This window comes from Pseudoduganella sp. RAF19 (assembly GCF_052114165.1).
Lineage (GTDB): Bacteria > Pseudomonadota > Gammaproteobacteria > Burkholderiales > Burkholderiaceae_D > Rugamonas.
In genome coordinates, this window is the sequence record NZ_JBFREF010000007.1 from 308402 (window position 1) to 332568 (window position 24167).

Below are 24167 nucleotides of genomic sequence, written 5' to 3' on the forward strand. Positions count from 1 at the left end.
GCGCGGCGTCCGGCACGTATATAATGCGGCCACCAGCCCGCCCTGAGGAACAACGTGTCACCGGATAATCGCATTCTTGTCATCTCTCCCAACTGGATCGGCGACGCCGTGATGGCGCAGCCCTTGCTGCAGCTGCTGCGCGCGCAGTACCCGGATGCGCCGATCGACGTGCTGGCGCCGCCGGCCGTGTCGCCGGTCTGGCGCCAGATGGTGGAAGTGGACGAAGTGCTGGAAACGCCGTTCCGCCACGGTCCCCTGCAGTTGAAGGAGCGCTGGAAGTATTCGCGCGTGCTGGCAAAGCGCGGCTATTTTGCTGCGTATGTGCTGCCAAATACCCTGAAATATGCGCTGATTCCGCTGCTGGCCGGGATTCCGCGCCGCGTGGGCTACAAGGGCGAGAGCCGTTATGGCCTGATCAATGTGATGCACCACGATTCGACTCCGCCGCGGCCGATGGTGCCGTTCTACGCCGCGCTGGCGTCGGCGCCTGCCGCGCCGCTGCGTTCCGATGTGCCCAAACCGAAGCTTGTTGTACGCGACGAGCAGATTGCCGCGGCTTGCGCCAAGGCCGGACTGGATGTCGCGCGTCCGCTGGTCGTATTCGCCCCTGGCGCCGAATTCGGCTCCGCCAAACGCTGGCCTGCCGAACACTTCGGCGACCTGGCGCGCGAGATCGAGGCGCATGTGCCGGGCGCCCAGATCGCTTTGCTGGGCGGGCCGAAGGATGCTGCCGTGTGCGAGGCCGTTTGCGCAGCGGCGCCCGCCTGCGTCAACCTGGCGGGCAAAACCTCTCTGGGCGAGGCGGTGGCCCTGATTGGCCGCGCGGATGCCGTAGTCAGCAACGATTCCGGCCTGCTGCACGTGGCATCGGCGCTGAATCGTCCGGTGATCGCGATCTACGGTCCGACCGATCCGGATCACGCGCCGCCGTTTTCCGACATCGCCGCCTCGATCTCTCTGCGCCTGGATTGTTCTCCATGCCGCCAGCGCGAATGCCCGCTCGGCCACCACAACTGCATGCGCGGCATCAGCGGCGGGCAAGTGTGGCAAACCCTCCAGCCGATGCTGGCACGCGCATGACAGACCTGACCCCGGATTTTGCTACATCAGGATAACGTCGTACTGTTCCTGGTGATAGGTGTTTTCGACCTGTAGCGAGATCTTCTTGCCGATAAAGTCGCCGAGCATCGCCAGATGCTGGGATTCTTCTTCGAGGAACATGTCCACCACCTCCTGCGAGGCGAGGATGCGGAATTCGCGCGGGTTGAACTGCTTGGCTTCGCGCAGCAGTTCGCGCAGGATTTCGTAGCAGATGGTGCGCGACGTTTTGACCTGGCCTTTGCCGCCGCAAGCGGGGCAGGGCTCGCACAGGATGTGGGCCAGCGATTCGCGGGTACGTTTGCGCGTCATCTCCACCAGGCCCAGCGCCGAGAAGCCGGATACCGACACCTTGGTGCGGTCGCGCGACAATGCCTTCTTCAGTTCCGCCAGCACGGCATTGCGGTGTTCCGTGTTCTCCATGTCGATGAAGTCCAGGATGATGATGCCGCCCAGATTACGCAGGCGCAGCTGGCGCGCGATGGCGTGGGCCGCTTCCAGATTGGTCTTGAAGATGGTGTCCGCGAAATTGCGGCCGCCGACGAAGCCGCCGGTGTTGACGTCGATGGTCGTCATGGCCTCGGTCTGGTCCACGATCAGGTAGCCGCCGGATTTCAGATCCACGCGGCGGCCCAGCGCGCGCTGGATTTCTTCTTCCACGCCGTACAGGTCAAACAGCGGCCGCTCGCCCGTGTAGTGCGCCAGCCGTGGCAGCACGGACGGCGTGTAGATGCGGCCAAACTCCGTCAGCGACAGGAAGTTTTCGCGGGAATCGACCTGGATAGTTGCCGTCTCGTCGTGCACGAAGTCGCGCAGTACGCGCTGGGCCAGGCTCAAGTCCTGATGCAGCAGCGAGGTCGGTGGACGGGTGCGTGCGCCGTGGCAGATGGCGCCCCAGGTCTTGCGCAGGTATTCGATATCGGCCTGCAGGTCGGAGTCGGAGGCATCCTCGGCCTGGGTGCGCACGATGTAGCCGCCTTTTTCCTCCGGCGGCAGCAGGCTTTGCATCCTTGTGCGCAGGGCTTCGCGGTCAGTCTCTTTTTCGATCTTCTGCGAGATGCCGATGTGGGCATCCTGCGGCAGATAGACCAGCATGCGGCCGGCGATGGAAATCTGGGTCGACAGGCGCGCGCCCTTGGTGCCGATCGGGTCCTTGATGACCTGCACGGTCAGCACCTGGCCGTCGAACAGCAGCTTCTCGATCGGCGTCGGCGTGGCGTTCTGGCCGTCGTGGGGACGGGCTTCCCAGATGTCGGCCACGTGCAGGAAGGCTGCACGTTCCAGGCCGATGTCGATGAAGGCCGACTGCATGCCGGGCAGCACACGTACCACTTTGCCGGAATAGACATTGCCCGCCAGGCCGCGCGTCAGCGTGCGCTCGATGTGCAGTTCCTGCACGGCGCCTTGTACCACCAGGGCGACGCGGGTTTCCTGCGGGGTGATGTTGATGAGGATATCTTCGTTCATTAGGGCAGCTTATGGCAGCTTGAGGCCGGCCTGGCGCAGCAGCTGCGCCGTTTCAAACAGTGGCAGGCCCATGATGCCCGAGTGGCTGCCGTCAATGTGCTCGACGAACAGCGCGGCCAGGCCCTGGATGCCGTAGCCGCCGGCTTTGTCGTATGGTTCGGTGGTGGCGCAATAGGCCTTGATCTCGGCGTCGGTCAGCTTGCCGAAGCGGACATCGGAGACTTGCGTGATATGGCCGGAAAAGTCGGCGGAGTGCACGGCCACGGAGGTCAGGACCTGGTGGGTGCGGCCCGACAGCTTGCGCAGCATGGCCGACGCTTCGTTGATGTTGGCCGGTTTTCCGAGGATTTCGCCGTCGATGGTGACGGTGGTATCGGCCGCCAGCACGGGGCGCAGAATCAGGCGGCGCTTCTGGATCATGTCCCAGGCGAAGTCCGCTTTTTCCTGTGCTACGCGGCCGACATAGGCCATCGGCTCCTCGCCGGCGTTGACGTCTTCGGTGACATCCGCGCCGCGCGGGCCGTCGCTGCGCAGCATCAGCAGTTCGAAGTCGACGCCGATTTGCCGCAGCAGCTCACGCCGCCGCGGGCTCTTTGAAGCGAGGTAAATCTTCTTTTCGACCAGTTTCATTGTCCCCACCCTGTGTTTTATACACGATGATAAGGGTGGTTCTGTGTAATTGTCCACGCCCGATATAACTGTTCGGCCAGCATCACGCGCACCATGCCATGCGGGAGGGTCAGGCTGGACAGCCGGAGCATGCCTTCCGCCCTGGCTTTCAGGCCGGGATCGAGCCCGTCGGCGCCGCCGATCAGGAAGGCCGTATCGCGGCCATCCTGCTGCCAGGCTTCCAGTTGCTGGGATAAACCGACGCTGGTGAGGTCCTTGCCCCGCTCATCGAGAGCAATGATGCGCACCGATTTGGGCAGAACCGCTTCGATGCGCTCCCGTTCCAGCGCCATGGCGGTGGCAGCGGTCTTGCTGCCGGAGCGCTCGACCGGCTTCACTTCCTTGAGAACGATGCGCAGCTCGGGCGGCATGCGCTTGACGTATTCCGCGAAGCCGTTTTCGATCCAGGCCGGCATTTTGTGGCCGACCGCAACGATGAGCAGCTGCACTTACTCGGCCGCAGCCTTCTTCAGGCGCTTGATGACGGTCTTGACCGGGGTGGCGGCGGCGTCGGCGGCTTTCTTGGCCTTGGCGGCTTTGGCGGATGCCTCGGCGGTCTTGGTGGCGGCAACCTTCACCTTCTTGCCTTCCGGCGCTTCGATCTTCGGTGCGGCCTTCTTGGCAGCAGCTTTCTTGGCGACGGCGCCCGCAGCGGCGGCAGCCTTCACGGTGCCTGGCTTGCGTGCGGCAGGTTTTTTCTCGACCACAGCTTCGGCTTCCTTGGCCTTCTTGGTCGCAGCCAGGTGGCCGGACTTCTTCGGCTTGGCTTCTGCGTCGGCGGCGGCCTTGCCTTCGGCGGTGGACTTGCGCTTGGCGGCGCCCAGCTTGACCGGCTTCTCGCCCCAGATCTCTTCCAGGCGGTAGTAAGCGCGGATCGGCGCCTGCATGATGTGGACGATCATATCGCCCAGGTCGACCAGCACCCATTCGCCGGTGTCTTCGCCTTCGATGCCGACCACGTCGCCGCCTGCTGCCTTGACCTTGTCGCGCACGGATGCGGCCAGTGCCTTGGTCTGGCGGTTGGAAGTACCGGAAGCGATGCAGATGCGGTCGAACAGGCTGGTGAGCCCAGTGGTGTCGAACAGGACGATTTCCTGGCCCTTAACATCTTCCAGGGCGTCCACGACGAGGGTTTGCAGTTTTTTGATATCCATTTAATTCTTATACAGATTATGTTGTTCAATATAGTCTAGCACTACGCCGGGGATAAGCGAGCCAGCGCTCTGGCCCCGTTGTAATGCAGCACGAATGCCTGTGGCCGATACATCGACGTCCAGATCGGCGGCGATGCAGGTCAGGCCGGACGGCTGCGCATGCAGCTCGGCCGGGCCGGCGAGGCGGCGCGTAAACTCCTGCGCCACCGCGTCCGGCAGTTGCGACGCTTCCAGTTCGAAGCCGGGCCTGGCCGCCACACAGAAGTGGGCCAGGTCGAACAGGGAACGCCAGTTATGCCAGGTGTCCAGCCGCTGCAGCTGGTCCGCGCCCATCAGGAAGGCCAGCGATACATCCGGGCCTACCTCGGCGCGGATCGCGCGCAGCGTTTCGATCGTAAAGGTGCGCGTGCCGCGCTCCAGTTCCTGGCGGTCGACCGTGACCGGGCAGGGCAGGCCCGCGAAGGCCAGCTTCAGCATGTCCACGCGCTGTTCGGGCGTGGCCACCAGGGATGTCTTTTGCCACGGCAGGGCCGGGATCACACGCAGCTCGTCCGCCTGCAGCAGTGCTGCGAAATGAGCGCCAAGCGCGACGTGGCCGTTGTGTACAGGATCGAAACTGCCTCCCAGCAGTGCGATACAGCGGGTCACGTGGCCAGCCAGTCGCGGTGCGGAAGGAAGTCGGTGTACAGCGCCGCTTCCGGGCTGCCCGGTGCCGGATGCCAGTCGTAGCGCCATTTCACGATCGGCGGCATCGACATCAGGATCGCCTCCGTGCGGCCGCCGGACTGCAGGCCGAACAGAGTGCCGCGGTCGAACACGAGATTGAACTCGACGTAGCGTCCGCGGCGATAAGCCTGGAAATCGCGCTCGCGCTCACCGTATGGGGTGTCCTTGCGGCCTTCCAGGATGGGCAGGTAGGCGCTCAGGAAGGAGTCGCCCACGCTGCGGGTCATTGCATAGCTTTGCTCGAAACCGAGCGCATTGAAGTCATCGAAGAAGATGCCGCCAACGCCGCGCGCTTCCTTGCGGTGCTTCAGGTAGAAGTAGTCGTCGCACCAGGACTTGAACTTCGCATGCAGCTCGGAGCCAAACGGCGCCAGCGCGTCGTGGCAGGTCTGGTGGAAGTGCTGCGCGTCTGCTTTGTTGCCGTAGTACGGCGTCAGGTCCATACCGCCGCCGAACCACCACACCGACGTGCCGTCGGCTGTGCTGGTGCTGAAGAAGCGCACGTTCATATGCACGGTCGGCGCATACGGATTGCGCGGGTGGATCACGAGGGACACGCCCATCGCTTCCCACGCCTGTCCGCCCAGCTCCGGACGGTGCGCCGATGCCGATGGCGGCAGCTTGGCGCCCATCACGTGGCTGAAGTTGCAGCCGCCGCGCTCGATCACATTGCCTTCTTCGATCAGGCGCGAGATGCCGCCACCGCCTTCAGGACGCTCCCAGCCGTCGCGCAGGAAAGGCTTGCCGTCCACGCCTTCCAGCGCGGTGACGATGCGGTCCTGCAGGCTTAGCAGCCAGGCTTTGACGTCTTGTGGATCAGGTGCGGACATATTGTGCCGTTATATTCGTTAAAACCAACTGCATAAAGCTGGTGGCTGCCACGCCGTGGCAGCCACCTTGTCAGGAGCCAGCGGCGTCAACTGGTGGCTGCCACATCGTGGCAGCCACCAGTTGACGGTTTCAGTGCTTCAGGCCGCGCCAGCCGATGTCGCGGCGGAACTGCATGCCGTCGAAGGCGATCTTGTCGACAGCTTCGTAAGCCTGCTTCTGCGCCATCTTCACGCTGTCGCCCAGACCGACCACGCACAGCACGCGGCCACCGGAGGTGAGCAGCTTGCCGTCGACGTCGGTGGTGCCGGCGTGGAAGGTGACGGATTCCGGCGTTTCAGCCGGGATGCCGTGGATGGCGTCGCCCTTGCGCGGGCTGTCCGGATATCCGGCAGCGGCCATCACCACGCCAACGGCGGTGCGGCGGTCCCATTCCAGTTCCACCTGGTCCAGCGTGCCGTTGACGGCATGTTCCATCACGCCCAGCAGATCGGTCTTCAGGCGCGCCATGATCGGCTGGGTTTCCGGGTCGCCCATGCGGCAGTTGAATTCCAGCGTCTTCGGATTGCCGGCGGCGTCGATCATCAGGCCCGCGTACAGGAAGCCGGTGAACTGGATGCCGTCCTTCGCCATGCCCTGAATCGTAGGCATGATGATCTCGCGCATCACGCGCGCATGCATGGCCGGGGTCACGATCGGCGCAGGGGAGTAAGCGCCCATGCCGCCCGTGTTCGGGCCCTGGTCATTGTCCTGCAGGCGCTTGTGGTCCTGGCTGGTGGCCAGCGGCAGCACGTTCTTGCCGTCGCACATGACGATGAAGGAAGCTTCTTCGCCGGACAGGAATTCTTCGATCACGATGCGCGCGCCGGCGTCGCCAAAGGCGTTATCGGACAGCATGTGGTCCACGGCGGCATGCGCTTCTTCCAGCGTCATGGCCACCACTACGCCTTTGCCCGCAGCCAGGCCATCGGCCTTGATCACGATCGGCGCGCCTTTCGCGTCCACCAAGGCGTGGGCGGCCTTGGCATCGGCGAAGGTCTCGTAGTCGGCGGTCGGAATGCCGTGGCGCTTCATGAAGGCCTTGGCGAAATCCTTGGAGGACTCCAGCTGCGCCGCTTCCCTGGTCGGGCCAAAGACTTTCAGGCCGCGCGCGCGGAACAGGTTGACGATGCCCGCTGCCAGCGGCACCTCAGGGCCGACTACCGTCAGGCCGATGTGGTTCTGCTCAACGAAATCCGCCAGTGCGTTCAGGTCCGTGATGGCCACGTTCTGCAGGCGCGCATCGCGCGCGGTGCCGCCGTTGCCAGGTGCTACATACACCATCTGCACGCGTTCGGATTGCGCCAGTTTCCATGCTAAAGCGTGTTCACGGCCGCCCGAGCCGACTACCAGGATCTTCATTGGGGATTATTCCTCGATGACTGCGTTGGTATAGACTTCCTGGACATCATCCAGGTTTTCCAGCGCGTCCAGAATTTTCTGCATTTTGGCCGCATCTTCGCCGGTGAAGACGGTTTCGGTGGCCGGCTTCATGATGACTTCCGCGACTTCGGCCTTGAAGCCCGCCGCTTCCAGCGCGTCTTTCACGGCCGGGAAATCGTTCGGGGCGCACAGCACTTCGAAGCCGCCTTCGTCGTCGGCGACCACGTCTTCGGCGCCCGCTTCCAGGGCCGCGTCCATCAGCGTGGCTTCGTCGGTGCCGGGAGCGAACAGGAACTGGCCGCAGTGCTTGAACATGAAGGCCACAGAACCTTCGGTGCCCATATTGCCGCCGTATTTGTTGAAGGCGTGGCGTACTTCAGCCACGGTACGCACGCGGTTGTCCGTCATGCAGTCGACGATGATGGCCGCGCCGCCAATGCCATAGCCTTCGTAGCGTACTTCTTCGTAGTTGGCGCCGTCGCCGCCGCCGGTACCGCGGGTGATTGCACGCTGGACGTTATCCTTCGGCATATTGGCGTCGGCCGCTTTGTCCATGGCCAGACGCAGGCGCGGGTTGGAGGCGACGTCGCCGCCGCCCATACGGGCAGCCACGGTAATTTCCTTGATCAGGCGCGTCCAGATTTTGCCGCGTTTCGCGTCCGTTGCAGCCTTTTTATGCTTGATGTTGGCCCATTTGCTGTGTCCAGCCATGTTCAATCTTCCTTAGACGGTGTGCAATCGAGGGCGATATTCTAGCATACCGCCCCCTGTGAATTGCCGCCGCCCAAGGCCATCAGCTGCCACTGTAGGGAATGTATTCGATGCCGTGCTGGATGCTGCCAATCACCTGGGCACGGTTCTCGGTGCTTTCCGAAAAACCGAACATCACTTGCTCGCGCGACGTGCCTGTAGCCAGGCGGTTCATCCAGTCGTTGAAGCCCGCTGCCTCCGGTTCTCGGTGCAGGGCGTTGTGATAGAGGGCGGTGACGAAGGTGGCATTGTCCGAGTTGACACCGTACAGGCGCTGGAATTCCACGCTATTGGTAAAGCCGGAGGCGATGTCCGTGAAAGATCGGCCGGTGTCGGCGAAGTGAATCCAGTAACCGAGGCCGGGCAGGTCGGGCTGGCGGTCCAGTGCCGCCTGGTAGAAGCGGTAGATGATACCTGCCGTGCCGTCGAGATCGAAGGCCATGTTGTGGTCTGCGAACTGCAGGCGTTCGACGCCATTCAAGGTATCGGTTCCTTCCGGGCCGGTGACTGTCAGCGTGCCGTTGTTCTCCTGTACGGCGTAGGCGTTCAGGTTGCCGCTGTATTGGGCAGTGTCCAGGCCATTGCCGCCAATCAGATGGTCGTTGCCGGCCCCGCCAATCAAGATGTCGTTACCATCGCCACCGGTCAAAGTATCGTTGCCGTTGCCGCCGTCGAGAATGTCGCCCACCGTGTCGGGCTTGTAGGTGCCCGATGCCGCGTCGTATATCTGACCGCTGGACAGGTTGTCGTCGCCATCCAGACCGATCAATTGGTCGTGCCCACCATTGCCGTAGATGTTGTCGTTGCCATTGGTCCCGCGCAGCACGTCGTCAGCGGTCGTACCTCCTAGGATTATTCCGTCACTCATGATCCGTACCCTCCTTCACATTAAGAAAGAATGTCTTTTTTGTAACGAAAGGCTACGCCGAATCGGTTGAGTTGTCGCGTCGTTGATTTCAATTGTGCGAGGCACGCACTCTTGAAATTAGACATCTCCCTCGGATTTTCTTCATCGTTTGGAAACAAAGTTCATCTACACTCATTCGATTATTTTTTTATTAATTGGGAGCGGAGATGGATCGTCGTCAGTTTCTGAAACTGGGTGGCTTTGTTACGGTATCGGTAGCCAGCGCCGGCCTGGCCGGTTGCGGCGGCGGCAGCGGCACGGCGGGCACGGTCAATGGCCTGTCGCCGGCGACCGRCAGCGGCTGGAAGTTCCCGCAGAGCGTGGCTTCCGGCGATCCGCGTCCGGACAGCATCATGCTGTGGACCCGTGTCGTACCAAGCTCGGTGGACGATACTGCCCAGCCTTCCGGCAAGGCCGAAGTGGCGGTGCAGATCATGGTGACGGCGAGCGACAACAGCGCGCGCCTCGGCAGCAATGCCGCGCTGGATGGCACGCTGGTGCTGAACACCCTGGTGCCGCTCGATCCCGCGTTCGACAACACCATCCGCAACAAGGTCACCGGACTGTCGCCGAGCACCACTTACTATTACCAGTTCGTCGCAGGCGATGTGCGCTCCAATGTGGGCCGCTTCAAGACCGCGCCGGCGGCCGGCACCGATGTGTCGCAGCTGCAGTTTGCCTGTCTGACCTGCCAGGACTGGAGCATCAATCACTGGGGCGCGCTGTCGAATATCGCCGCCAGCGAGCAGCTCGACTTCATCGTCCATCTGGGCGACTACATCTACGAGACGGTAGGTGAAGGCTTCCAGAGCGGTTCCGTGGAAAGCCGCCACACCGCGCTGTCCCTGCCGGACGGCGTGTTCAAGAACGGCAGCAGCGGCGCCAAGTATGCGAACTCGCTGGCCGACTACCGCTACCTCTACAAAAAATACCGCACCGATACCCGCCTGCAGGCCGTGCACGAGCGCTTCGCCTTCATCGCCATCTGGGACGACCACGAATTCACTGACGATGCATGGCAGGATGCCGAAACGTATGAATCGGCCGACGGCGTGAATCTGCATCAGCCGCAGCGCCGCCGCAATGCCAACCAGGCCTGGTTCGAATACATGCCGGCGGACGTGACGTTCGACAGCACCGCCACCAGCTTCCAGAACATCAAGATCTACCGCGATTTCAGCTTCGGCAAACTGGCCCAGATCGTGATGACCGACGAGCGCCTGTACCGCACCGATCACGTGATTCCGGAGTCCTCGCCGAATCCGGCCACCGGCACCGCCATCGGCAGCATTGGCGCACGTTACCTGGTGCCGCAAGATCTGTACAACGCTGTCGAAGCGCAGAAGCTGGCCGCCAGTCCGGACGCCGTCAGCATGCTGGGCGCCACCCAGCGCGATTACTGGAAGAGCACCATGAAGGCATCCACCGCAACGTGGAAGCTGTGGGGCAATGAAGTGTCGCTGCTGCGCATGGGTCTGAACGGCACCGACGCCATCGCAACCCTGCTGGCGCTGCAAGCCATTCCGACCGTGGCAACGTCGGTTGGCACCACGGCAGCAGCAGCGGGCGGCAATGTGCCGGTGGCCGGCGCCATCGTGGCTGCCGTCACTGCCGGTGCCTCGCAAGCCAGCGCGCAGGCGGCAGCGGGCGCCATCGCGGCATCGGCGGCAGCCGGTGGCGATACCAGCGCACGTCTTCAGGCCGCTGCCGGTGCAGGCCTGACTTCGGCGCAGGCGTCGGTAGCGGTGCTGGCCTTCACCCAGGCGGCCAGCGTGGCAGCGGGCGGCGCGACGGCGCAAGCGACGGCCGCGGCCCAAGCCATCGCGATCGGCTTCATCAAACCGGACGTGCAAGCCAACAAGGCCAACTCCGCCTTCGTGGTGGCGTCCGGCCAGCAGGCTGCGTTGACGCCGTACTTCCGCCGCTTCCTGATCAACTGCGACCAGTGGGACGGCTACAACGCCGAACGCAAGGCGCTGATGTCGCACCTGAAGACCAACAATATCGGTAACGTGGTGGCGGTGACAGGCGATATCCACTCCTTCTTCGCCGGCACCGTGAGCGACGATTACGATGCGGCCAACGGCGGCACGCCGGTGATGACCGACCTGGTGACCGCAGGCGTCAGCTCGGACTCCTTCTTTACTTATCTGAAGCAGGCCGCGGCGTCGCTGGGCAGTCTGGGCGCGCTGGTGTCCTACCCGCTGTCCATCCCGGTGCCGAACCTGGGCACCGTGACGCTGGAATTCAATCTGCTGGACTACACGATGGGCAAGGCCGCGCCGACCGTCGAAACGCTGGCTGCGCAAATCTCCGTGCAACTGCGCGGCGCGCTGGCATCGAAGGGCGTGCCGGAAGCGGCGCTGGATGCGACCGTGGCGCAAGTGCTGACCGGCCTGAAAGCCAGCAGCGATTTCAGCGCGACCCTGTTTGGCCTGGCGCAGCAGCTGTCCGGCCTGAACAGCAATCCATGGATCAAGCACCTGAACACGGACGCCCAAGGTTATATGGTGGTGACGGTAACGCCGTCCAAGCTGACGGCACAGTTCAAACAGGTGAACAAGCTGGTGGGCGGCAATGCACCGGCCACGGTGATCGCGCGCACCACCACCGCGACCGTCGCGGCAGGCAATCCCGCCGTCGCAGTCAGCTGATCAGGTGCCAGTGTAAAGCTGGTACTCGAAGCCGTCCTTGACCACGCCGACCAGTGCGGCGTGGTTTTCATCACTCTCGCTAAAGCCCAACAGCAGCGCTTCACGCGAGAAACCATGCTCAAGGCGGCTGGTCCAGTCGGCAAAGCCGGCAGCGTCGGGCGCACGGTGCAGCACATTCTTGTACAGGCTGGTCACCAGGTCCGCATTGCTGACGTTCTTGCCATACAGGCGCTGGAATTCGTCTGAATACAGGAAGCCGGATGCCACCTGCTCCAGCTTCATGCCGTTGTCCAATTTGCTGATCCAATAGCCCAGGCCCGGCAAGTCCGGCGCACGGTCGAAGGATGCACGGTAGAGGCGGTAAGCTTGGCCTGCAGTACCGTCGAAGTCCAGCGCCACCATGGTGTCGCTGAATTGCAGGCGCTCCACGCCGGTCAGTATGTCACTGCCTTCAGAGTAATAATTGAATATCTGCGCCACGCCGGCGGTGATGCGGATATCGTAATCGGCATGTTTGCCGCTGTAGACGGCGGTGTCGATGCCGGCTCCGCCGTTTAGTGAGTTATAGCCTCCCAGGCCGCGCAGGTGGTCATTGCCGTTGCCGCCTTCGATGAGATTATCGGCGTCGTTGCCGGTGAGGTTGTCGTTGCCGCCCCCGCCCAGCAGGTTTTCGATGGTGGTGCCGAAGTTGATCGTGATCTGGCCCTTGTCCGTGATCAGCTCGGCCTTCTTGCCGATATAACTCCAGTAGCCGGGACGCAGGTCGACGACCATGTCCTGTCCGACCAGGCTGCCGTCAAGCGTGTCGTTGCCGGCGCCATCGTAAATCATGCTGGGCTGGCCCGCGTCGAGGCGATAGCTGGTATCGCCGGCATTGGCTGCCGATGAGGCGCCCCAGATATACTGCAGCGCGGCGATATCCAGGCCAGACAGCGACAGCGAGAAGATGCGCTCGTCTGCGGTATAGCTCATCACGGTGTGCGAGTGCACGTCTTCCGCCTTTGGCAGGTAAGGCCCATCGCCCACATTGCCCCGCGAGTCCGGATCGGAGAAAGGATGCTTCAGGCCTAGCGCATGGGACAGTTCATGAATCAACACACGGTTGATCTCGGAGTAGTCGTCGAGGCGGGGGGGGATCACGTCTGAAGTGGCGTTCAGCATGACCTTGGAGCCGCCGGCCCAGCTCAATTCGGTTGCGTAGCCGCCCGAGTCTGTCTGGGCATTGTTGGCCAAGGCAATGGTAAAGGGCTCGGCCGGATCGCTCGTTTCCACGAAGGTCACGCCGATCACGCTGCTGAAATAGTCCATGATCTTGCGAGCGTAGGCTTTTTCCTCATCAGAGAAAGCCTGGAAGCCCTTCTTGTCCGTATCGTCGAAGTAGCCCGGCGCGGTGGTCACAAAGCTGTACTTGATCACATGGTCCTGGGGTGCCGTGACTTCGAGTGCCGTGATGTTCGAATAGGTCAGGGCGTCGATCCAGTAGGGCAGCTTTTGTACGCCGGGTGCGAACTCCCAATGTGCCAGATCGCTGTTCGTCTTGAACCAGTCGGCCTGCACGATGGCGCGGTCGCCGTCCGAATTCTTGTGGGCAATGACGGTATAACGGTCTTCGATGATGTAGGTATCGTCGCCGCCGCCGCCGTCCAGGTAGGCGCCGTCGGCACCGCTGTGCAGGGTGTCGTTGCCAGCCGAACCGTAAATTTCATCGAAACCGCCATCGCCAAACAACTGGTCGTCGCCGTCGCCGCCTTGCAGCGTGTCGTCGCCGTAGCCGCCTATGATGGTGTCATTGCCTTCATACCCCATCAGGCTGTTTGCCAGACCGTTGCCGATAATGGAGTCGTTGCCGTATCCGCCCTTGGCTACCTCGATATCGGTGCCGAAGTTGATGGTTAGTTGTCCAGGCGAGTTAAACAGCTCGGTCTTATGGCCGACATAGCTTTGGTAGCCGGAGCGCAGGTCCAGCATGACGTTCTGGGTCGCGTCGCTCCAGTCGATGGTGTCGAAGCCGGCGCCGTCATACACCATGGTGGCTTTCGTGGTGTCGAGGCTATAAGTCGTGTCGCCCGCGTTGGCCTTGCTCGAAACTCCCCAGATGTACTGCAGCGCCGCCAGGTCGTACGGGCTATACGACATTGGCACCTTGCCGGAAAAATTGTCGTTGTAGCTCATCATGGTGAGCGTGCGCATGTCTTCGCTATCAGGCAGATAGGGGCCGTCGCCGGAGTTGCCAACCGTGTCTTCATGGCTGAACGGATGCTTCAAGCCCAGGGCGTGGCCCAGTTCGTGGATCAGGACATAGTTAAGTTCCGAACCGCCGTCACGCGACGGATTCAGCACGCGCGGGTCGGCGTTGAGGAGGATGCGGGAGCCGCCGCTCCAGATCTCGTTGGCATATCCGCCGGAATTTGCGGGCTGCTTATTGTTAGCCAGGGAAATGGTGTAGGGCGAGTCAGTCTCTGTGGTTTCCACAAACTGCACGTCGAGCACGCTGCTGATGTAGGCGAAGATCTGGCGCGCTTGCGCCTTTTCAGCCTCGGTGAAGGGTGTGAAGCCAGCCTTGTCCGTCGCGTCGAAGCCGGCGGGCGGCGTCGTGACGAAGTTGTACTTGACCACATGATTGGCGCTCTCGGCGAGATTCTGGATATTGTCGAAGGTCAGGGCGTCAATCCAGTAGGGCAGCTTTTGCACGTTTGGGGCCCAAGTCCAATCGGTAATGCTCTGGTTGGTCTTATACCAGTCGACCTGGATGTAGCCGTGGTCACCCGCTTGATTGGTCGATGAAATGGCGGTGTGGCGATTATTGATAAGATAAAAATCGTTGCCGTTGCCGCCCGACAGGTAACCGCCATCTTCGCCGCCCTGGAGAACATCGTCACCGTCCAGACCGTACAGTTCGTCGTAGCCGGCACCGCCAGTCAGCACGTCGTCGCCTGCGCCACCTTCCAGCGTATCGTTGCCGCGGCCTCCAAACAGGTAGTCGCCCACTGTGTCAGGGTGCCAGGCGCCATTGCTCCAGACTTCGCCGGCACGCAGGTAATCGTTGCCATCCCCGCCGTCGAGATAGTCTTTGCCCCCGGCGCCATAGAAAAAGTCATCGGCTGCGGTACCGGTCATGGTGTCGTCGCCGCTGGTGCCCATGATCGGACGCTCGAGGGTTCCATTCTGCAAGTTCATGTAATCAAATGTAAGTTAGTTATTTTGCAACCATAACGGATTCGGGGCGTTTCTGCAATGCACCAATTTTCCTAATACAATGTTGCAATGGATACCGCTACACAACCCGCGCCGCGCGCCGCCTATCTGGGCGGGCTGGCGATTGCCGTTGGCGGGGCAGTCCTGTTTTCCACCAAGGCGGTGGTTGCCAAGCTGCTCTACCGTTACCACATCGACGCGGTCACCCTGATCGCCTTCCGCATGCTGTTTTCGCTGCCTGTTTTTGCGGCAGTGGCGCTGTGGAAGATGCGCAGCGAGCCGCCGCTGACCAGGGCGGACCGCTGGCGGCTGATCGGACTGGGCCTGGTCGGCTATTACCTCTCCAGTTTTCTCGACTTTCTCGGCCTGCAGTACATCAGCGTGGGCCTGGAGCGGCTGATCCTGTTCCTGACGCCGACTTTCGTGCTGCTGATTTCCTCGACCATGCTGAAGCAGCACATCAGCCGCCGGCAGTGGGCGGCGCTGCTGCTGTCCTATGCGGGCATCGTGCTGGTGTTCGTGCATGACCTGCAGGGCGGCGGCAATGTGGCGCTGGGGTCGACGCTGGTGCTGGGTTCTGCGATCGCGTATGGCATTTATCTGCTGGCTTCCGGCGAGATGGTGAAGCGGCTTGGTTCACTGCGTCTGGTGGCGTATGCGATGTGCGTGTCCAGCGTGGCCTGCATTGGCCAGTTCTTCGTGCTGCGTCCCGTTGCCCTGCTGATCCAGCCGGCGCCGGTATATTGGCTGTCGCTGGTGAACGGTATCCTGTGCACCGTGATGCCGGTGTTCATGACCATGATTGCCGTGCAGCGCGTCGGCGCGGGCGTGGCGTCGCAAGCGGGTATGATCGGACCGGTGTCCACGCTCTTCCTCGGCGCGGTGATCCTGGCCGAACCCATTACAGCCTGGCAGCTGGCGGGGACGACGCTGGTGCTGGCCGGGATTTATACGCTGTCCAAAGTGAAAGGTGAGAAGAAATGAAGCCGCGCATTGCCCTGATTGCCCACGATAAGAAAAAGGACGACATGATTGCGCTGGCGCGCGAATACGTCGATTTCCTGCGCCAGTGCGAGCTGTGCGCCACTGGCACCACCGGCGGCCGGCTGATTAATGAGCTGGGACTGTCGGTGGAGCGCAAGCATTCCGGTCCGCTGGGCGGCGATCTGCAAATCGGTTCCCTGCTGGTCGATGGCCTGATCGACGCCATCATCTTCCTGCGCGATCCGATGACGCCGCAGCCGCACGAACCGGACATCAACGCGCTGGTGCGCGCCTGCGACGTGCACAATGTGTCCTGCGCGACCAATCTGGCGACGGCCCATCTGGTGCTGTCCCAACTGGCGCAACAGATGGGAGAGGGCAAATGAGCAAAGCAATCCGCATGTTCCGCACCGGCGGACCTGAAGTGATGGAATACGTCGACGTCGATGTTGGCGCGCCCGGTCCGGGCGAAGCGACCGTCCGCCACGAAGCGATTGGCCTGAATTTCATTGACGTGTATTTCCGCACCGGCCTGTATCCTCAGCCGCTGCCTTCGGGTCTGGGCCAGGAAGGCGCGGGCGTGGTGGAAGCAGTGGGCGAGGGCGTAACCCATGTGAAGCCGGGCGACCGCGTGGCGTATGCGGGCCGTCCCAACGGGGCGTATTCGCAGAAGCGCAATATGCCTGCGGCCATCCTGCTCAAGCTGCCGGACAATATCGGCTTCGACACCGCTGCCGCCATGATGCTGCAGGGGATGACGGTGGAGTATCTGTTCCATCGCACCAGGCAGCTGAAGACGGGCGACACGATTCTGTTCCATGCGGCCGCTGGCGGCGTGGGCCTGATCGCCTGCCAGTGGGCGAAGGCTCTGGGTGTGAACGTGATCGGCACCGTGGGGTCGGACGAGAAAGCGGCGCTGGCGCTGAAACACGGCGCGTCGCATGTCATCAACTACAACACCGAGAACTTCACCGAGCGCGTGAAAGAGATTACGGGCGGGCAGGGCGTGTCCGTGGTCTATGACTCGATCGGCAAGGACACGTTTACCGGTTCGCTGGACTGTTTGCAGCCGATGGGCATGATGGTCAGCTTCGGTAATGCTTCCGGGCCGGTGGCGCCGTTTGCGCTGTCAGAACTGGCTTCGCGCGGTTCGCTGTTCGTGACGCGTCCGACGCTGTTCACCTATGTGGCCAAACGGGAGGATCTGGAATCCTGCGCGGCGTCGCTGTTCGATGTGGTGGGCAGCGGCAAGGTGAAGATCGATATCAACCAGCGCTATAATCTCGCCGATGTGGCGCAGGCGCATATCGATCTCGAAGCGCGCAAGACCACCGGTTCCACCATTATTCTTCCTTAATTGCCATGACCGATCAGGACCACGTAGACCAAGATGATGATGAAGGCCAGTCGCCCAAGTTTGGACGCCTGCTGGTGATTCTGCTGCTGGTTGTGGCGCTGATCGGCGTGCTGACTTTTGCCACTGAGGCGTACTACACCTGAGCGGCGGATCGATGATCCGCCCTACGCCTCAGCCGCGCCATCGTGGGGCGGATCATCGATCCGCCGCAAGCCGCGGCGTCAGCATCTTTCGATACACGATAAAGCCGGACCGCTCGGCGACCTTGTCATACAGGGCCTGGGCGGTGTGGTTGCTTTCGTGCGTCTGCCAGTAGACGCGCGCTGCGCCGTCCGCCTGCGCTGCCGCATACACCGCTTCGATCAATTGCCGCGCCACGCCTTGTCCGCGCGCGGCTTCGGCTGTGAAGAGGTCTTGCATGTAGCAGCTTTGGCCAATTGCCGTCGTACTGCGGTGATAGAGGTAGTGGGCAAGGCCGACCAGTTGGCCGTTCAATTCCGCCACCAGCGCGTGCACGGGCTCGTGCGCGTCGTGAAAGCGCGACCAGGTCGTGCGTGTAATGTCGTCGGATAGCGCGGTGGCGCCGGCGCGTCCGTAGAAGGCGTTGTAGCCGAGCCAGAGCGGGTGCCATCGCGCGAAATCGTCCGGCACGGCGGGACGAATGCGCAGCCCCGCGTTCATCGCGCGCTCCCGGACGTCGCCACGCGGGCGGGCGGGCGCGGTTGCGCCAGTGCGGACGGCGTCGCGGCGTTGGATGGCTGCGCGGCGACCGCCAGGGCGGCGAGGGGCGCGCGGATGGCGGGGCCGAAGGAAATTTGCGGGTTGGAGTAGCCGTCCGACTTGCCGGCTTCCTGCTCGCGCTTGAGGATCACTTTGCGCGCTGCGGCGTGGGCCTGTTCAAAGTCCAGGGTGACATTGCGTAGCTGTTCGTCGTACATGGCTTGTCCAAAGAAGGTAAGTTCGGATTTGCTGCCGCAGCCATAGGACGTGTGGTCGGCATCGGCCGCCGTCATCACCAGCGTGCTGTCGCCGGACAGCGGCTTGATCCAGCTGCCGGAATAGCAGGCGGACACGGAAATCACGCGATTGCGTACCCCCGCCTCGTCCAGCCAATCCTTGAGCAGTGCCGGCGTCAGTTCCTGCACGGTGAGCGGGTAGAAGCGTGCCGCCATCTCGCCGTTGGCGGCGCCGTGCGACGTCAAATGGATGAAGAGCACATCCTCGTCCGGGTCCATCAGCTGCGCCACGCGCGCGATGGCGCGGTGCAGGTTGAGCGGCGTGGCCCAGGGCAGGGTGCTGGCCGTTTCAGGGTGATTCACCAGCTGCAGTACACGGCCTTCCGCATCGAAGCGCTGCGCCATCACTTGCGCGACGACGCCGCTTTCACGCTTGAACACGTCCTGGTTGTAGGGGGCAAAGGTCAGCACATACATATCGACATGGCCAGGCCGTTGCGGTTTGAGTGCGGACAGTTGATCGGCCAGACGGCGCGACTGGGCCTCGATCGCTTCCTGCGTCAGCTCGAAACGGCGGACTTCTTCGCCGCTTTGCACCGGATACCAGAAATCCGCCGGACGGGCTGCCATCACCAGCGCCTGTCCCGCAATCAGCGCCATGATCGCAGTTGTCGACGGCAGTACCTCATGGTTGCCGCCTCGCCACAACAGCATCAGCTGCGGCAGCATTGCCAGCACGGGCGGCGCACTCCACAGCGCCCAGCCGGCCAGGGCGCCATAGCGCGCCGGGGCTTCGACGCGGGCGTGGATCATGGCCAGGTAGACCAGGCCCACGAGCAGGGACAGCGCCAGATTTTGCGCCTGCAGCATGGTGAACAGGCGGGCCGTGTCCGGTGCGGTGGCCGTGAGCACGCTGCCCGTGCTGCCGCGCACCAGCCAGGCGCACCACGGCAGCAGGGCCAGCATCAGCCAACCGCCGGCCAGGGCTTGCCAATAAAAGCTGGCGGGACCTTCGATGTAGAGACGCTGGAGCAGCACATCCACGCCGAGATTCAGCAAGAAGAGGGCGGCCATCATGCCCGGCCCGGTCGACAGGCCGGTCCAGCGCGGATGCATGCCGACAGCAGTGCGGGCGCCGGCGCGCAGCCATGCGACCAGACGAAGGAGGGCGGGAGCGTCAGTCATTGGCGCAATAAAAAAGCCGCCCAGCGGGAGCTGGACGGCAATGGTGGACGTTTATTTTACTGGATTTCGAGATCAACGCGGCGGGCCTTGCCGTTCTCACCTGGGAAGCCGGTGAAGGCGCTCTGCACCAGGGCAGGCATTACGGCGGGCGTGGACTGTTTGCGGCTGGTGTTCTGCACCGTCACTTCAAACAGCTTTTTGCCGGCCAGGCTGTTGATGCTCACGTTCAGCTGGCGCTCGTAGTTATGCCGGATCACTTCGCGGTATTCCATCGGGCCGCCCCAGAACCACGGGTCGTAATAGCCGCGGTAGAAGCCGTAGTAGCGATAACGATACGGCCAGCCAAAGCGCGGCCCCCAGGGACCGTAGCCGCCATAGTACGGCGACATGAACGGGTCGGCCTGCAACTCGCGGGTCGGGCGATCGATGGTCGAGAAGTGCATTGCCACTTTCAGCTTGGCGTCGGCAGGATTGGCGGCCTGGGTGAAGCCCAGCTTGGCGAGTTCATTGCTGACCATGCCCAGATAAGTACGGTGTTCCAGCGTATCCTCGGCCGGTGGCGGCGTTTCGAAGACGTAGCTTTTGTCCTGCAGGTCGGCAGGCCACTGGTGGAATACCGTCACGTCGTTATGCAGGGTCGTGGCGCATCCGCTCAGCAGCAGACCGGCGGCCGCTACGAGAAGTGTGGCTAGCGCTTTCATGGTCTTGCTCCCAAAATTCATGGTTTTCTACTTATTTGTCAGTTTATTACTGCAACAAGCGTTTCGCTTAATTATTACAGAATGTTACCGGGCACGGGAGAACAGAAAAGAAACGGACCTTGGCCCGCAGTTGGTAAAATAACCTTTCTTTGTCTTTGCTAGCCGAATCCCATGCGTACCGACAGCCCCCAGACGATCTACCGTAAAGACTACACCCCGCCCAGCTACCTCGTTGACACCGTCGAACTGGGCTTCGACCTAGACCCGGCCCAGACCGTGGTCGCCAACCGTGTGAAACTGCGCCACAACCCGGACAGTAAGAGCCGCGAGCTGGTGCTGCACGGCGAGGACATCGAACTGGTGGCCATCCGCATGAACGGCGTTGCATTGAAAGCGGACCAGTACATCCTCGGGAATAACACCCTGACCATCCGCAAGGCGCCGACGGAAGTCCTGCTGGAGATCGAGACTATTTGCGCGCCGGAGCAGAACACCACGCTGTCCGGCCTGTACACCTCGAACGGCAGCTTCTACACGCAATGCGAGGCGGAGGGCTTCCGCCGCATCACCTTCTTCCCCGACCGTCCGGACGTGATGGCCAGGTACACCGTGATGCTGCGCGCCGACAAGGACAAGTATCCGGTACTGCTGTCGAACGGTAACCTGATCGAAGAGGGCGATCTGGGTGATGGCCGCCACTACGCCAAATGGGAAGACCCGTTCAAGAAGCCATCCTATCTGTTCGCCCTGGTCGCCGCGCGCCTGGTGTGCCAGGAAGAGAGCTTCACGCTGGCCTCCGGCCGCGAAGTGCTGCTACAGGTGTGGGTGGAAGAGGGCAACCTCGATAAGACCGACTACGCCATGCAATCGCTGAAGAATTCCATCCGCTGGGACGAAGAGCGCTGGGGCCTGGAGCTGGACCTGGACCGCTTCATGATCGTGGCGGTGGGCGACTTCAATATGGGCGCCATGGAAAACAAGGGCCTCAACATCTTCAATACCAAGTTCGTGCTGGCCAACCCGCGCGTGGCGACCGACGTCGATTACGCCGGCATTGAAGCCGTGGTGGGCCACGAATACTTCCACAACTGGACCGGCAACCGCGTGACTTGCCGCGACTGGTTCCAGCTGTCGCTGAAGGAAGGCCTGACCGTGTTCCGCGACCAGGAATTCAGCGCCGACATGATCGGCAACGACACCGGCCGCGCCACCACGCGCATCGACCAGGTGCGCACCTTGCGCCAGGCGCAGTTCCCGGAAGATGCAGGGCCGATGGCGCATCCGGTGCGTCCCGACTCCTTCGTCGAGATCAACAACTTCTACACGGTCACCGTGTATGAAAAAGGCGCGGAAGTAGTGCGCATGTACCAGACCTTGCTGGGCCGCGAAGGCTTCCGCAAGGGCATGGACCTGTACTTCGAGCGCCACGACGGCCAGGCCGTGCAGTGCGACGATTTCCGCGCTGCGATGGCCGATGCCAATGACCGCGACCTGGCCCAGTTCGAACGCTGGTACAGCCAGGCCGGTACGCCGGTGGTGTCGGCGAAGGGCCATTACGATCCGGCTTCGCGCAGCTTCACCTTGACGCTGGCGCAGCACTGCCCGCCAACCCCGGGCCAGGATAAAAAGCAGCCTTTCCACATTCCGGTCGCCGTGGGTCTGCTGGGCAATAGCGGCAAGGATATGGCGCTGATTATCGATGGCCGCGAGCGCGGCACGACGGTGGTGCTGGAGCTGACCAAGGCCGAGCAGACCTTCACCTTCAGCAATGTGGTGGAGCGCCCGGTGCCGTCGATCCTGCGCGATTTTTCGGCGCCGGTGGTGCTGGAATATGCCTACACTGATGACGAGCTGCTGCATCTGTTCCGCTACGACAGCGATCCGGTGAACCGCTGGGAAGCCGGCCAGCGCCTGGCGATGGAGCGCCTGCTGTCGCTGACGGGCGCCGTGTCTTCGGGCCGCAAGCTGGAACTGGACGACACCTATCTGGAAGCCCTGCGCGCGCTGCTGACGGACGATAAACTCGATCCGGCCTTCCGCGAGCTGGCGCTGATCCTGCCGTCGGAAACCATCATTGCCGAAGCGATGGAAGTGGTGCATCCGCAAGCCATCCACACCGCGCGCCAGTTCATGCGCCATGCCATCGGCAACGCGCTGAAGGATGATCTGCTGGATGCATATCACGACAATGCCACGCCCGGCCCATACAGCCCGGATGCGGCATCGGCCGGCAAGCGCGGGTTGAAGAATCTGTCGCTGGCCTATCTGCTGGTGCAGCCGAACAAGGACGCCATGAAGCTGGCGGAGGAGCAGTTCGACAAGGCCACCAATATGACGGACCGCGCGTCGGCCATGGTGTCCATGATCCACACCGGCGCCGACGTCAGCCAGCGCCTGGACACCTTCTATTCCGAGTTCACCGGCGAAGCACTGGTGGTGGACAAGTGGTTCACCATGCAGGCCACCGCACCCCATACCGACGTGGCGCGCGTGCGCGAACTGATGAAGCATCCGGCCTTCACGCTGAAAAATCCGAACCGCGCGCGCAGCCTGCTGTTCGCCTTCTGCAATGCCAATCCGCCGCAGTTCCACGCGGCCGACGGCAGTGCTTACGAGTTCTGGGCCGAACACGTGATCAAGCTGGATGCGCTAAATCCCCAGGTCGCCGCGCGCCTGGCGCGCTCGATGGACCGCTGGCGCCGTTACGCGCCGGAGCTACAGATCCACATGCGCACCGCGCTGGAGAAAGTCGCCGCTGCGCCGAAGCTGTCCAACGACGTGATGGAAGTCGTGAGCAAGGCGCTGGCAAACTAATTCAACACAACTAGGGAAAACATGAAACGCATCAGCCTTACCCAACATCTGGTGGAAGAACAACGCCAGCACAACACGATCCCTGCCGAGCTGCGTCTGCTGATCGAAGTGGTCGCGCGCGCGTGCAAGACGATTTCGCACAGCGTGGGCAAGGGCGCACTGGGCGACGTGCTGGGCGCGCTGGAAACCGAGAACGTGCAGGGCGAAGTCCAAAAGAAGCTGGACGTGATTTCCAACGAAATCCTGCTGGAAGCGAACGAATGGGGCGGCCATCTGGCAGCCATGGCGTCGGAAGAGATGGAATCGATCCACCTGATCCCGAACCGCTATCCGAAGGGCGAATACATGCTGGTGTTCGATCCGCTGGACGGCTCCTCCAACATCGACGTGAACGTCTCCATCGGCACCATCTTCTCCGTGCTGAAGGCGCCGGACGGCATGACCACGCCGACCGAAAAAGACTTCCTGCAGCCGGGCACCAAGCAGGTCGCCGCCGGCTACGCTGTGTACGGCCCGCAGACCATGCTGGTGCTCACCACCGGCAATGGCGTGAACTGCTTCACGCTGGACCGCGAGATGGGTTCCTGGGTGCTCACCCAGCGCAATATGCAGATCCCGGCCAAGACCAAGGAATTCGCGATCAATATGTCGAACCAGCGCCACTGGTATCCGCCGGTGCAGCGCTATGTGTCCGAACTGCTGGCCGGTTCCACCGGTCCGCGCGGCACCGACTTCAATATGCGCTGGATCGCGTCCATGGTGGCCGATGTGCACCGCATCCTGAACCGCGGCGGCATCTTCATGTATCCGGCCGACGTGCGCGACCCGTCCAAGCCGGGCAAACTGCGCCTGATGTACGAAGCTAATCCGATGGCCTTCATCGTCGAGCAGGCAGGCGGCATGGCGACCGACGGCAAGCACCGCATCCTCGACATCCAGCCGGAAAAACTGCACCAGCGCGTGCCGGTGGTCCTGGGTTCGCGCGATGAAGTGGCCGTCGTAACGGGCTACCACCACGCATAAATACACGCTTCAGGGCCGGGTACTAGCAAACTTGCAAAGTTGTTTGCTATAATCCGGGCTCTTTAGCCGCTGTAGCTCAGTCGGTAGAGCAGCGCATTCGTAATGCGAAGGTCACCAGTTCGATTCCGGTCAGCGGCACCAGAATAAGCAGTAAAAACAAAGGGTTACATACTCCGGTATGTAGCCCTTTTGTTTTGTCGGCCGACTAACCCGAAGGGGTGATTGAGGCGGCGAAACCGGAGGTCTACACTCGTACGTTCCAAAGTGGAGTTTTTTA

General features: G+C 62.3%; 21 protein-coding genes and 1 tRNA gene. 9 read left to right on the forward strand and 13 right to left on the reverse strand.

The window, feature by feature from the left end; all coding sequences use genetic code 11:
• Nucleotides 1–54 precede the first annotated feature (54 nt).
• Nucleotides 55–1080: a lipopolysaccharide heptosyltransferase II gene (waaF, locus tag AB4Z19_RS20645; RefSeq protein ID WP_442026408.1), complete on the forward strand. Its 1026-nt coding sequence runs from the start codon at nt 55–57 to the stop codon at nt 1078–1080.
• A gap of 21 nt (nt 1081–1101) precedes the next feature.
• Here the strand turns inward: waaF and rng are convergent, their stop codons facing one another.
• The 9 genes from rng to AB4Z19_RS20690 all read right to left on the reverse strand — a co-directional run bounded on the left by rng (nt 1102) and on the right by AB4Z19_RS20690 (nt 8982).
• Complete coding sequence (gene rng / locus AB4Z19_RS20650) at nt 1102–2565, reverse strand: ribonuclease G (protein ID WP_442026407.1); 1464 nt, start codon at nt 2563–2565, stop codon at nt 1102–1104.
• Between the two features lie 9 nt (nt 2566–2574).
• Entirely contained in the window at nt 2575–3195 is a 621-nt protein-coding gene (locus tag AB4Z19_RS20655; protein ID WP_442035894.1) for a Maf family protein, read from the reverse strand.
• A gap of 17 nt (nt 3196–3212) precedes the next feature.
• Entirely contained in the window at nt 3213–3683 is a 471-nt protein-coding gene (rlmH, locus tag AB4Z19_RS20660) for a 23S rRNA (pseudouridine(1915)-N(3))-methyltransferase RlmH (RefSeq protein ID WP_442026405.1), read from the reverse strand.
• On the reverse strand, nt 3684–4388 hold the full coding sequence (rsfS, locus tag AB4Z19_RS20665; RefSeq protein WP_442026404.1) for a ribosome silencing factor: 705 nt from the start codon (nt 4386–4388) through the stop codon (nt 3684–3686).
• Nucleotides 4389–5036, reverse strand: a complete 648-nt coding sequence (nadD, locus tag AB4Z19_RS20670) for a nicotinate-nucleotide adenylyltransferase (RefSeq protein WP_442026403.1) — start codon at nt 5034–5036, stop codon at nt 4389–4391.
• Nucleotides 5033–5944, reverse strand: coding sequence for an oxygen-dependent coproporphyrinogen oxidase (gene hemF / locus AB4Z19_RS20675; RefSeq protein ID WP_442026402.1), 912 nt, complete (start codon nt 5942–5944; stop codon nt 5033–5035). Before hemF ends, nadD begins: the two co-directional genes overlap by 4 nt.
• A gap of 130 nt (nt 5945–6074) precedes the next feature.
• Complete coding sequence (gene purD / locus AB4Z19_RS20680) at nt 6075–7343, reverse strand: phosphoribosylamine--glycine ligase (RefSeq protein WP_442026401.1); 1269 nt, start codon at nt 7341–7343, stop codon at nt 6075–6077.
• 6 nt (nt 7344–7349) lie between these two features.
• Nucleotides 7350–8075 (reverse strand): YebC/PmpR family DNA-binding transcriptional regulator, encoded by a 726-nt coding sequence (locus AB4Z19_RS20685; protein ID WP_442035895.1) that lies wholly within the window; start codon nt 8073–8075, stop codon nt 7350–7352.
• Nucleotides 8076–8157: 82 nt separating this feature from the next.
• On the reverse strand, nt 8158–8982 hold the full coding sequence (locus AB4Z19_RS20690) for a DUF4214 domain-containing protein (RefSeq protein ID WP_442029915.1): 825 nt from the start codon (nt 8980–8982) through the stop codon (nt 8158–8160).
• Nucleotides 8983–9188: 206 nt separating this feature from the next.
• Between AB4Z19_RS20690 and AB4Z19_RS20695 the strand changes: the two genes are divergently transcribed.
• The gene (locus AB4Z19_RS20695; protein WP_442035896.1) at nt 9189–11675 is read left to right on the forward strand and encodes an alkaline phosphatase D family protein; all 2487 of its coding nucleotides are present in this window, start codon (nt 9189–9191) and stop codon (nt 11673–11675) included.
• On the opposite strand, the gene AB4Z19_RS20700 is transcribed toward AB4Z19_RS20695, so the two are convergent.
• On the reverse strand, nt 11676–14852 hold the full coding sequence (locus AB4Z19_RS20700) for a DUF4214 domain-containing protein (RefSeq protein WP_442035897.1): 3177 nt from the start codon (nt 14850–14852) through the stop codon (nt 11676–11678).
• 87 nt (nt 14853–14939) lie between these two features.
• Between AB4Z19_RS20700 and AB4Z19_RS20705 the strand changes: the two genes are divergently transcribed.
• The 4 genes from AB4Z19_RS20705 to AB4Z19_RS20720 are packed head-to-tail and all read left to right on the forward strand — an operon-like array spanning nt 14940 to nt 17354.
• A complete protein-coding gene (locus AB4Z19_RS20705) occupies nt 14940–15854 on the forward strand; it encodes a DMT family transporter (protein WP_442025709.1) in 915 nt (304 codons plus the stop codon).
• On the forward strand, nt 15851–16240 hold the full coding sequence (locus AB4Z19_RS20710) for a methylglyoxal synthase (protein WP_442025710.1): 390 nt from the start codon (nt 15851–15853) through the stop codon (nt 16238–16240). Before AB4Z19_RS20705 ends, AB4Z19_RS20710 begins: the two co-directional genes overlap by 4 nt.
• Nucleotides 16237–17211: a quinone oxidoreductase family protein gene (locus AB4Z19_RS20715; protein ID WP_442025711.1), complete on the forward strand. Its 975-nt coding sequence runs from the start codon at nt 16237–16239 to the stop codon at nt 17209–17211. Before AB4Z19_RS20710 ends, AB4Z19_RS20715 begins: the two co-directional genes overlap by 4 nt.
• 5 nt (nt 17212–17216) lie before the next feature.
• On the forward strand, nt 17217–17354 hold the full coding sequence (locus AB4Z19_RS20720) for a hypothetical protein (protein WP_442025712.1): 138 nt from the start codon (nt 17217–17219) through the stop codon (nt 17352–17354).
• Between the two features lie 52 nt (nt 17355–17406).
• Here AB4Z19_RS20720 and AB4Z19_RS20725 read toward each other — a convergent pair whose 3' ends face one another.
• From AB4Z19_RS20725 to AB4Z19_RS20735, 3 genes are read right to left on the reverse strand one after another with little or no spacing between them, the layout of a single operon-like run.
• Complete coding sequence (locus AB4Z19_RS20725) at nt 17407–17892, reverse strand: GNAT family N-acetyltransferase (RefSeq protein WP_442025713.1); 486 nt, start codon at nt 17890–17892, stop codon at nt 17407–17409.
• Nucleotides 17889–19352: a C13 family peptidase gene (locus AB4Z19_RS20730; protein ID WP_442025714.1), complete on the reverse strand. Its 1464-nt coding sequence runs from the start codon at nt 19350–19352 to the stop codon at nt 17889–17891. Before AB4Z19_RS20730 ends, AB4Z19_RS20725 begins: the two co-directional genes overlap by 4 nt.
• Nucleotides 19353–19408: 56 nt before the next feature.
• Entirely contained in the window at nt 19409–20053 is a 645-nt protein-coding gene (locus tag AB4Z19_RS20735; protein ID WP_442025715.1) for a DUF4136 domain-containing protein, read from the reverse strand.
• A 171-nt stretch (nt 20054–20224) separates the two neighbouring features.
• Here AB4Z19_RS20735 and pepN point away from each other — a divergent pair, with 171 nt between their 5' ends.
• The 3 genes from pepN to AB4Z19_RS20750 all read left to right on the forward strand — a co-directional run bounded on the left by pepN (nt 20225) and on the right by AB4Z19_RS20750 (nt 24031).
• Entirely contained in the window at nt 20225–22867 is a 2643-nt protein-coding gene (gene pepN, locus AB4Z19_RS20740) for an aminopeptidase N (protein WP_442025716.1), read from the forward strand.
• 21 nt (nt 22868–22888) lie between these two features.
• Nucleotides 22889–23890, forward strand: coding sequence for a class 1 fructose-bisphosphatase (locus AB4Z19_RS20745; RefSeq protein ID WP_442035898.1), 1002 nt, complete (start codon nt 22889–22891; stop codon nt 23888–23890).
• A gap of 65 nt (nt 23891–23955) precedes the next feature.
• A tRNA-Thr gene (locus AB4Z19_RS20750) sits at nt 23956–24031 on the forward strand.
• Nucleotides 24032–24167 lie beyond the last annotated feature (136 nt).

What these genes read in the sequence shown, in the direction of transcription:
- AB4Z19_RS20700 (WP_442035897.1), bottom strand. Translation starts at nt 14,852, where the DNA reads ATGAACTTGCAGAATGGAACCCTCGAGCGTCCGATCATGGGCACCAGC.
- AB4Z19_RS20705 (WP_442025709.1), top strand. Translation starts at nt 14,940, where the DNA reads ATGGATACCGCTACACAACCCGCGCCGCGCGCCGCCTATCTGGGCGGG.
- AB4Z19_RS20710 (WP_442025710.1), top strand. Translation starts at nt 15,851, where the DNA reads ATGAAGCCGCGCATTGCCCTGATTGCCCACGATAAGAAAAAGGACGAC.
- AB4Z19_RS20655 (WP_442035894.1), bottom strand. Translation starts at nt 3,195, where the DNA reads ATGAAACTGGTCGAAAAGAAGATTTACCTCGCTTCAAAGAGCCCGCGG.
- AB4Z19_RS20715 (WP_442025711.1), top strand. Translation starts at nt 16,237, where the DNA reads ATGAGCAAAGCAATCCGCATGTTCCGCACCGGCGGACCTGAAGTGATG.
- AB4Z19_RS20745 (WP_442035898.1), top strand. Translation starts at nt 22,889, where the DNA reads ATGAAACGCATCAGCCTTACCCAACATCTGGTGGAAGAACAACGCCAG.
- hemF (WP_442026402.1), bottom strand. Translation starts at nt 5,944, where the DNA reads ATGTCCGCACCTGATCCACAAGACGTCAAAGCCTGGCTGCTAAGCCTG.
- purD (WP_442026401.1), bottom strand. Translation starts at nt 7,343, where the DNA reads ATGAAGATCCTGGTAGTCGGCTCGGGCGGCCGTGAACACGCTTTAGCA.
- AB4Z19_RS20735 (WP_442025715.1), bottom strand. Translation starts at nt 20,053, where the DNA reads ATGAAAGCGCTAGCCACACTTCTCGTAGCGGCCGCCGGTCTGCTGCTG.
- rng (WP_442026407.1), bottom strand. Translation starts at nt 2,565, where the DNA reads ATGAACGAAGATATCCTCATCAACATCACCCCGCAGGAAACCCGCGTC.
- AB4Z19_RS20720 (WP_442025712.1), top strand. Translation starts at nt 17,217, where the DNA reads ATGACCGATCAGGACCACGTAGACCAAGATGATGATGAAGGCCAGTCG.
- rsfS (WP_442026404.1), bottom strand. Translation starts at nt 4,388, where the DNA reads ATGGATATCAAAAAACTGCAAACCCTCGTCGTGGACGCCCTGGAAGAT.
- pepN (WP_442025716.1), top strand. Translation starts at nt 20,225, where the DNA reads ATGCGTACCGACAGCCCCCAGACGATCTACCGTAAAGACTACACCCCG.
- AB4Z19_RS20685 (WP_442035895.1), bottom strand. Translation starts at nt 8,075, where the DNA reads ATGGCTGGACACAGCAAATGGGCCAACATCAAGCATAAAAAGGCTGCA.
- AB4Z19_RS20730 (WP_442025714.1), bottom strand. Translation starts at nt 19,352, where the DNA reads ATGACTGACGCTCCCGCCCTCCTTCGTCTGGTCGCATGGCTGCGCGCC.
- AB4Z19_RS20690 (WP_442029915.1), bottom strand. Translation starts at nt 8,982, where the DNA reads ATGAGTGACGGAATAATCCTAGGAGGTACGACCGCTGACGACGTGCTG.
- AB4Z19_RS20725 (WP_442025713.1), bottom strand. Translation starts at nt 17,892, where the DNA reads ATGAACGCGGGGCTGCGCATTCGTCCCGCCGTGCCGGACGATTTCGCG.